Origin of the sequence: Xenococcus sp. PCC 7305, assembly GCF_000332055.1 — a bacterium.
In the GTDB taxonomy this organism is placed as follows: Bacteria; Cyanobacteriota; Cyanobacteriia; order Cyanobacteriales; family Xenococcaceae; genus Xenococcus.
The window spans coordinates 21,899-31,342 of record NZ_ALVZ01000151.1 but is presented as its reverse complement, the minus strand read 5'-3'; the positions used below and the strand labels follow the sequence as shown (position 1 = coordinate 31,342).

Annotated in this window: 5 protein-coding genes; 1 reads left to right on the top strand and 4 read right to left on the bottom strand. The window is 40.0% G+C overall.

Annotated features, from left to right (window positions below; translation table 11 throughout):
* Nucleotides 1-245: 245 nt before the first annotated feature.
* On the bottom strand, nucleotides 246-3,032 hold the full coding sequence (locus tag XEN7305_RS09235) for a hybrid sensor histidine kinase/response regulator (RefSeq protein WP_006509135.1): 2,787 nt from the start codon (nucleotides 3,030-3,032) through the stop codon (nucleotides 246-248).
* A 104-nt stretch (nucleotides 3,033-3,136) separates the two neighbouring features.
* Nucleotides 3,137-6,211 carry a GAF domain-containing protein gene (locus XEN7305_RS09230; protein ID WP_006509134.1) on the bottom strand — a complete coding sequence of 1,025 codons (3,075 nt, stop codon included), beginning with the start codon at nucleotides 6,209-6,211 and terminating at the stop codon, nucleotides 3,137-3,139.
* A gap of 739 nt (nucleotides 6,212-6,950) precedes the next feature.
* Between XEN7305_RS09230 and XEN7305_RS09225 the strand changes: the two genes are divergently transcribed.
* Complete coding sequence (locus XEN7305_RS09225) at nucleotides 6,951-8,174, top strand: CHAT domain-containing protein (RefSeq protein WP_006509133.1); 1,224 nt, start codon at nucleotides 6,951-6,953, stop codon at nucleotides 8,172-8,174.
* Nucleotides 8,175-8,282: 108 nt separating this feature from the next.
* On the opposite strand, the gene XEN7305_RS09220 is transcribed toward XEN7305_RS09225, so the two are convergent.
* On the bottom strand, nucleotides 8,283-8,702 hold the full coding sequence (locus XEN7305_RS09220; RefSeq protein ID WP_006509132.1) for a hypothetical protein: 420 nt from the start codon (nucleotides 8,700-8,702) through the stop codon (nucleotides 8,283-8,285).
* 117 nt (nucleotides 8,703-8,819) lie between these two features.
* Complete coding sequence (cobU, locus tag XEN7305_RS09215) at nucleotides 8,820-9,374, bottom strand: bifunctional adenosylcobinamide kinase/adenosylcobinamide-phosphate guanylyltransferase (protein ID WP_006509131.1); 555 nt, start codon at nucleotides 9,372-9,374, stop codon at nucleotides 8,820-8,822.
* Between the last annotated feature and the right edge of the window lie 70 nt (nucleotides 9,375-9,444).

The following is a 9,444-nucleotide window of genomic DNA, read 5'->3' as shown; positions in this document are numbered from 1 at the left end:
GGCGTTGCTGATTTAAAACATGAAAGAATTTTGGACTAATCTTCTTTGCTTCTTTCTTTGCGTCTTTGCGCCTTTGCGCGAAACGAATTCATATCTGGATTCAGCAACGCCAGATCCCATAGAAGAGCCAAGTTGCCCAAATTAGTACATTTTAATTCACACCAGACGTATTATTAATAACCCTGCTTTATTTTAGTGATCGCCCCGAACAATTTCTATAACGCTGGAAAAATAGACCCTATTCTCTACAAAACCTCTAACAAACATTCTTCCAAATTCCGCAAAACTTCCCGCTCAACAAACGGCTTACTTAGATAGCGAGTTGCCCCAATATTTTGCGCCAATTGTCGATACTTATCACTAATCCTCGAAGTCAGCATAATCACAGGGAAATCATCACCTCGCAACTGACGAGCCCGACTGAGAAACTCCAAACCGTTCATCCTCGGCATTTCAATATCAGAAATCGCCGCTTGAATACTTGTTTCCTGCTTCAGCTGTTCAATTCCTTCCAACCCATCACGACATTGAATAACTCGATACCCCGACTTTCGCAAAGCTGCCGAAAGAGTTTGTCGAATCGTGAGAGAATCATCCACAATCATAATTGTCGGCAAACTAGGAATCGTCAATGCTTCAGGCATTACAAAATCCGCAACCGAATAATGCAACCATTTATCGACTAGTGCCGGAGAATTGAGAACGGGAATTAAACGTCCATCCCCCAAAACCGTACAACCAATTAGACTCGCAGGAGGTGCGATCGCCATATCAAAGGGCTTAATCACCAAATCTTGTTCCATTAAAATCTGTTCAATTTCTAGAGCAAGAATATCTTTGCCATTAGACAAAAGTAATAGAGGAATTTTGTGGGAGCTTTGCCAATCTTTGCCCAACAAAGGTTTGCTCGGATCTAATGTTCGAGGATAACGATAGGAAGTGAGTAAAGCTTCTGGACAAATAGCAATGTCTTGGTCTTGCCAACGATAAAATTGTTGGTCTTCTTGTCCTTTGATATCTTGTTTATTGGCCAAAACAATAGAAACAAGGGAATCTACGGGAATTGCTAGCAAATTTCCGGCAATGCTAAAGACTAGCAATTTAACAATAGTTAGAGTTAAGGGCAAACAAATTGTAAAACTAGTGCCGATATTGACTTCAGAAGAAACCGCGATCGTACCCTGTAAACTCTTAATCTGTCGTTTGACGGCTGAAAGTCCCATGCCCCGACCTGAAATAGTGCTCACCTCATCAGCAGTCGAGAAACCAGAATCGAATAAAAACTCTGCGAGTTGAGAGGTATCGAGATTATAAATTTCTCTACGGGATAAAATTTCTCTTTCAATTAGCGATTTGCGAATATGCTCCCAATCAATACCTTTGCCATCATCTTTGACTTGGATATAAGTATGATTTCCCTGATGATAAACAGAGATTGTGACGATTCCTTGGGTTGATTTATGAAGACCTTGACGAACGTTGGGGCTTTCAATCCCATGAGCGATCGCGTTTAATACCAAATGAACTAGAGGATCATAGAGTTTTTCGACCACAGCCTTATCGACTAAGGTTCTTTCACCATAAATTTCGAGCTTAACTTGTTTATTTCTTTTGAAAGCAATATCCCTCACAATCCGAGGAAATTGGTTAATCAACTCCCCAATGGGCAGCATACTCGCTTCTAGGAGATTTTTTTGCAGCTTTCTAATGGTTTTTTGTCGAGTTTTCAATATTTTCTGAAATCCGCGATCAAGTAAAGCTAGATCCTGTAACCCTTCTCCTAATTGTGCCAACTCTTCCATTACAGTTTGAAAAGAAGTTTTGAGATATTGATTGGGAGAATTGTTATTGCCAGAAAAATCGGTAATGCGATCGCCAATTCTTCTTTCTGTTTGTCGAATATCATTGGGCAAACGATCTACCCATAATTTCAGATGCTGGTTTAATTGCTTAAAACGGTTATACCATTGGGTTAAAGCAACTAGGGTTTCACCATTTTGTTGATTATGTAGTAAAAATCGATTGTCTTGAGTAACTAATTCCCCAACTAAGTTCAGCATTAATTCCACACGGGAAACATCCATGCGAATTCCCAAGGGCAATGATGCGATATTTTGCTTATCTTGGGCGGTCGGTTGTGGCGGGGTAATTTGCGGTTCGGGTTGGGACGGTGGGGCAGGAGTTATTTTGGGTTGTGTCTTGCCATTAAGTTGCGAGGCGAAAATCTCTTCTGTGGCAGTGGAAAAAGCAGAGCCAACTCGGGGCAAATTTTCCGAGGGCAGAATAAGCGTTCCCGTATCCAGCGGATGCTGACCTTTGGTTGATTTAGTAATATGTTTATGGGTAATCTCTTGGTAGGCAATCCGAAAATCCATCAGGGCTTGCTTGCCCAGATTGACCACCGAAGCTGGATATTTGTCTAGTTGATCTAATGTATTATTGGCGATCGCAACAAATTCATCAATATTAGAAATCTTGGCTAAACCCCGAAATATCGTCAATTGCGCTTTTAAAGCTTCGAGTATTTCTGTCTTTTCAGAACTAGAGAGAATGGTTTCTAATCTTTCCAATCCTCTTTTGATCTCTTGGGCGAAGGGTATTTCTGTTCCCGATTTATTCGCCCTGGGAAAGGAATTTAATTTGGTTTCTAACTGTTGAAAAACCGGTTTGCTTTTGGCGACATCGGCTTGAGCATCACTTGATCCTGTTTTAATTTCAGCGATTAAAGGCGATTTCAAACAATCAAAAGCTCTCAGCAATAATTCTTCTAATTCAGAATCGACTTCAATACTGTCCTGGTAAAGAATTTTGAAAACATGCTCAAAATCGTAGGCAATCTCTTTAATATGATTTAAGCCCACACAAGCAGCACCACCCTTAATCGAATGAGCAGTCCGCATCAGAGTATTAATATGCTGAGTACTATTATTCGCTCTGAGCTCCAAGATGCCTGTTTCGAGAACTTGCAAAAGTTCTACGGCCTCTTGGAGAAAGAATTGATATGATTCACGAGGACGAAAGTCAGAAACCATTGTGTCAGTTATCAGTTAACAGTGATCAGTTATCAGTGATGGATAAGTCAAAAGTCAAGAGTCAAAAGTCAAAAGCTTTTTCTTTACACCTCTGCCATCTGCCTTCATTCGACAATAAATTTGGTGATGTTGGTTTGGAGTTTTTGGGCAACTTCTAACAACTTGTTGAAGGATTCTAGGCTGGCAGTGGATTTAGCAGATGTCTGCTGGGCAATGGTTTCGACTTCTTGCATGGTTTGCGAAACTGACATTGAGGTTTGAGCTTGTACCGTTGCCGCATTGGCCATGTCTTCTACGAGATAACGAACTTTGCCGCTGACTTGGGCGATCGAAGTTAGTTTTTGTCTGGTAGTTTCGACTAACTCTGTACCGGCGATTACTTGCTCTCGACCTGCTTCCATCGCGATCGCAACTTGATTAGCCTCAGTTTGAATCTCTTCTAAAATTTGTTCAATTTCTTTGGTTGCAGTGGTAGATTGCTCTGAAAGCGATCGCACCTCTTCGGCAACTACCGCAAAACCCTGTCCTTCCCCCGATGTCCCATTGGCTTCGATCGAAGCATTGAGTGCTAAAACATGGGTCTGACTGGCCAAATCCCGAATTAAATTGACGACTCGCGAGATTTTTTGGGAAGCTTCTCCCAAACGCTTCACCTTTTGAGCTGTTTCTTCAACAGTTTCTTGAATTGCCAAAATACCATCTACAGTGCGATTCATCATCAGATCACCATCTTCTAAGGACTGATTAGCCTGCTGCACCATTTGCTTAGCCGATTGGGCATTATCTGCCACACCATGAATTGATTCAGCGATCCGTTGAATTTGCCCCAAAGCATGGGTAATCGATTCGGCTTGTCGTAGCGCGTCATGGGAAAGACTATTGATATTGCTTTCCGAATCTTGAATAACTTCAATAACTTCCCCTGTATTCCCTTGCACTTTTAAAATTATTTTTTGGAGATTTTCCAAGGTTTTATTGATAAATTGCCCTAAAGTGCCAATTTCCCCTTTAATGACTTTTGCCCGTACGGTGAGATTACCAGCAAAGATTTCTTTGAGGTCTTCGATAAAAACTGCCAGTTGATTTTTAATCGCTTCTGTTTGCTGGGTTTTTTCCTGAGATGCGGTTTCAGCTCTTTGGCGAGCGGTTTCTAGTTTGTCAATAAAACTCACATAATCTAGGGCATATTCGGTTTGAGTTGCTAATTCAGCAAGGAAATCGATTTCGGCTTTGGACCAAGCTTTTGGTGCTGAACATTGATGGGCAATTAGCAAGCCAAATAATTTATGTTCTTGCCGAATTGAGACAATTAAATTGGCTTTGACATCATATTGCTCTAGGGTTCTCAGATAAAAATCGGTAATTTCTGGTTCGCGATGAATATCATTAATTGCTCTAGCGCGATGCCGACGAGCTGATTCGAGATAACTTTCTTGGAAAAAAGGATCGTCGAACTTAATGTTCAACATTTTGATACCACCTTCGACCACCGATTCGGCAATAATTTTACCGCTGCCATCGGGATTAAATTTATAGATCAATACCCGATCTGCCTTGAGAGCTTGACGTGCTCCCTGGACTGTAATGCGGAAAATATCCTGTTGTTTAAGAGATTGACGAGCGCGGAAGGCAATATCTCCAAATAATTTGGCAGCGACGGTTGTGGCTTGGATTTTTTCTGTGGCATTAATATAGTCGATCGCATATTCTACTTGCGTACCCAGTTGGGTGAAGAAGTCAATTTCCGATTCTTGCCAAATTCTCGGAGCCTGACAATGATGGGCAATCAATAGGCCAATCAATTGATTATCTTGGCGTAAGGGAACTACTAAATTAGCTTTGACTCCATATTTTTCTAGGGTACGAATGTGACAGGCATTTAATCCTGGTTCGCTACGCAGGTTATTGATGGCTCTGATACGCCCATTTTGATATAACTCGACATATTTGCCCTGAAAACAAGGATCATCAATGGTTTCGACTAAAATACTGGGATAGTCTTCGGCGACGGACTCGGCAACTATGGTGCCACTCCAATCGTAATTGAAACGATAAATTACTACGCGATCTGTCTGTAAAATATCTCTAGCCCCATCTACTGTCACCTTGAAGACATCATCAATATCTAGGGATTGATGAGCATAAAAAGCAATATTGCCGAAAAACCAAGTTATATTTTTTGCTTGTTGGTGACCTTGCACAAACTGGATATAGTCAAGACCATATTCAATTTCTGTGGCTAATTGATTACAAAAATCGAGATCAACTTTTTCCCAATTTCTGGGAGCACCACAATGATGGACAATTAACAATCCCATCATTTTGTCTTGTTGGCGAATGGGGACGACTAAACTTGCTTTGACTTGATACTGTTCCAGCAGACGAATATAGCAATCGCTTAGGCCAGATTCTTGATAAATATCATTAATGGCGCGAGTTTTGCCCAAGGGATCTTTGGCTAAATAACCTTCTTGAAAACAGCGATCACTAATGCCTTCTGCCAGAGCTTTAGGCAATCCTTCAGCAACAGACTCGGCAACCACTGTTCCAGTCTGATCATCATTAAAGCGATAAATTACTACGCGATCTGTCTGTAAAATATCTCTGGCTCCATCGACAGCACTTTGGAGTAAAAGATTGAGATTTGTCGTTTGACGAGTGCGAAAAGTCAGATTACTAAAGAGTTGTCGTTGTTGATTGATTCTGGTTTGCTCTGCCGATAGGGTTTCTAGCTGTCCTGATAATTGGTTGAGGTTATCGCCCAATACTTCTAGTTCTTCTAGTTTGGTATCTTTTAAAAGACGATCTAAGCGAGATGAGTCAACACCTTTTACGCCATCAATTTCCCGTAGGGGTTTTTTGCTCAAGAGAGCGGCGATCGCGCCTGCCATGGTCGCGACTAAGCCGCTACCAATTAGTAAGCTACTAAGATGATTGGCAAAATAATAACTACTACCACCTGCGATCGCAGCAGAGGAAAAACTAAGCGCGATCGCGCCAAACACAATTTTCTTCTTGATCGCTAAACTATCCCACCAACCGGTTTCCTGTCTTGAAGAGTTAGTTAAACCAAAACTTGTTTGGAGATTGAGTTCGTCGAGAGAGTTGGCATCAGAGATTGCTGTTTTCGGACTATTAATATTATTAGAGGAGTTAAATTGACCACTGTCTGTATTCATAAGAGGAAATATAAAAACTTCATACCAGCTTTATAGTTCCCAATTACAGTTAGCTCCTCATCACTTTTCAATGGTTGATTATTATTTAAAAACAGTTTTTCCTTTGCTCAGATTTTACGTAAGTAGTCACATCATCTTTTATGATAATTTCACTCAAAGACGGCTAAACTTCATCTTAACTATACTTGTGGCATAGTAAATCAACGTATATTAGAGATATAGAAAACAACTAAGTTTTCTTTCCTCCTAAAACTAATTTTTATTTGAACTTATTATTTCTTTCTTAACTAACGTGTGTGTTTCCAAGACGGCTCTTGATTAATTCAAAAGCTGTCTTTTTTTTGTCAAATCCACTCTATTTAGGTTATTGTAGTGGATTTTATGGTAAGTTCACTGAAAAATAGCTAAACTTTATCAATGAATATATTTTTGATTATTAATCTACATAGCACAAATGGTTAATTCTGCTGTACTATTGCGATCGCCAAAAGCTCAACTTCTTGGTATGATAAGAGCTTGATCCACAAGCTTTTTGCTAGTTTTCCAACTGACTTGTTCGGGTCAGCCTGACCCTACAGTGACTTGAAGCATTGATATATGAATATTTTGCCTCTGAATTGTATACTTATTGCGTGCGGGTGTACGGGGTTCTAGACCCATGAGCTCAAGGATAAAGCGATGAGATTTTGAGCTGAAAGCATTATGCGGTTAGAGTTTTTATAACAAGATCTTATTTTTTGTGAATATTGATTTAGAATTTTCCTTTGATCAACAGATTGAACCTTTTTACCGTCAATTAGTTGAGTTGCTACTTCATGATATAGATAGTCTTGATGATGTTGAGAAGCAAGTTCGTCTCGAAGAATCCTGCATTGCGATCGAAGATATGCAAAAGGAAGAATTAGAAAATCTCTTCTTTATTACTGGTTTAGATGATCAGCGACAAAGCATTAATGAGATAGATCCCCAGGCAGCAGCAATTTATTCGATTGTCTTAGATAATAGTCTAGAGGTTATTTTAGATGTTCGAGAGCAACCACTACAATATTATCGGTCTGAGATTGATAAAAACAGTCAAGAAAAAATATTTCAGAAAATTAGTCAATATCTTGATCCTGCTTTCCCATATTCCGAAGTCCTGCCCTATGTTCAAAAGCTTTACAACTGGCTAATACTTCCGGTTGAAGATATGTTACAAGAACAGGAAATAACAACCTTAGTTTTTATTCTTGATGGCTTTCTCCGTGGAGTACCGATGGCAGCACTTCATGATGGACAGCAATATCTGATTGAAAAATATAATATTGCTTTGATTCCAGGATTGCAATTGCCGCTGTTTGAAGCGTCCAAGAGCTCAGAATACAGTCTTTTAATCGGAAGCGTAACTCAAGCAAGACAGGGATTCTCTAATTTGCCATCTGTGGAGCGAGAAGTTGAACAAGTATCTCAAATTACCACTTCCAAGATTTTATTAAACGAAGAATTTACCGGTTCATCTTTGGCAGAACAACTAGATAATTTAGAGAATAGTTCCCCACTTATCCTGCATTTTGCCACTTATGCTCAATTTAGTTCTCAGGTAGAAGATGCATTTGTCTTGGACTGGAGCGATCGCCTAAGTATCAATTATTTTAGTAAGTTAAGGGAAAAGAATAAAACAAAAGGCGCGATCGAATTATTAGTTCTCACGTCTGGGACAACGGTAGCAGAGGATTCTAACGCTATTCTAGGTTTAACAGCAATGGCTATTTGTTCTGGAGCCAAAAGTACAGTTGCAACAATTTGGTTAACACGCGATCGCTCAACAGTTAGTTTAATCACCGAATTTTATCGACTTTTGACTCAAGAGAATATCTCCAAATCAGAAGCCCTTCGCAAAGCACAAATATCCCTTCTGCAAGATTCCCAATACCAGCATCCTTACTATTGGTCTTCTTTTGTCCTTTTTGGAGACTGGAAGTAATAGACATCACAGTTCCTAACACTTGTGAGACATAGTGAGTCTAGGCTTTTGGGCATAGGGAACGGGGAACGAGGAACAGCGATCAAACCCAGTGCCGCCCGTCAATGTTCAATGTTTAATGTTCAGCCTTGATCTAATCCTGTTGAGATGGGACCTGTTATTTATTGGAGAGTGAGGCAGAGGCAAATCAGTATTCGGCCATAAAGGAATATCAACGCAAGGGCATCCTGGCGAAGCTTGTAAACCAAGGTCTAGTCGTGGAATTGGCATTTGGCAATTGACGCAGGAAGCAATTTCCCAAGCAGAAGAGAGCAAAAGATCGATAGTTGGTTCAACCCCTTCGAGATAACAATTGTGACCTTCCATTTTCAGGACTTTATTCCAACAGGCCTCAAACTCTGGAGAATATTTATCTTGTATTATCACTGTTTTTGGACACAATATTTCCCTGCCATTATCGACAAATAACCTCTTGCCTAATTGAAACCAACAAGCAAGATATTGTTTGACTTTCTCAGACGATGCCATGTTACGTAACCTCAAAAAACAGAATATCCAATATAAATCCCTAAAAATGCTCTCACATCCCTCCAATAATCATGGTAGATGAGAATTAACCCCAAGACCTAAATTTGTAACCTACAGTTAAGGATCTATACCTAAAGGAGTCCCCAAAACACTAAGATTTAAGGCATGACCTCCCACAACAAGATAGGTTGTATCTGCTCTCGTTCCTATTTGCCTAGTCAAATGGCCAAGGCGATCGCGAAATATTCTCCCTGATTTGTATGCAGGAACAATCCCCCAACCAGTTTCCTCTCCGACTAGGATTATTGTTCCCTGAGTATTATTTAAGCTATCGAGCAATCTATCAGTAATTTTTTGCCAAGCATTGGTTTCTAGATCAAGAAAATTGGCAACCCAAGTGCCCAAAGAATCTATTAGCAGACATTGGGAGCTTGCAGCTTGCTTAATAACAAGACCTAGGTTTTTATTTTCGGTAACAGTTTGCCAATTAGTCGGTCTTCTTTGCTGATGTTTTAATATTCTGGCTTGCCATTCTTGATCTGTCGGGTCTAGGGTTGCGGTAGCGACATAAATCACTTGTTTATTACTATTCGTTGCCAGACTTTCTGCCCATTCACTCTTTCCAGAACGAGAACCGCCAGTCACTAAAATAATGTTTTTGTGGCCAGACATTAATTGATTTACAAAAAATTAATCTTGATAGGATCATTAATTCCCTAAGTGATTTTACCCAAGGAATTGC

What these genes read in the sequence shown, in the direction of transcription:
- XEN7305_RS09230 (WP_006509134.1), bottom strand. Translation starts at nt 6,211, where the DNA reads ATGAATACAGACAGTGGTCAATTTAACTCCTCTAATAATATTAATAGT.
- XEN7305_RS09235 (WP_006509135.1), bottom strand. Translation starts at nt 3,032, where the DNA reads ATGGTTTCTGACTTTCGTCCTCGTGAATCATATCAATTCTTTCTCCAA.
- XEN7305_RS09220 (WP_006509132.1), bottom strand. Translation starts at nt 8,702, where the DNA reads ATGGCATCGTCTGAGAAAGTCAAACAATATCTTGCTTGTTGGTTTCAA.
- cobU (WP_006509131.1), bottom strand. Translation starts at nt 9,374, where the DNA reads ATGTCTGGCCACAAAAACATTATTTTAGTGACTGGCGGTTCTCGTTCT.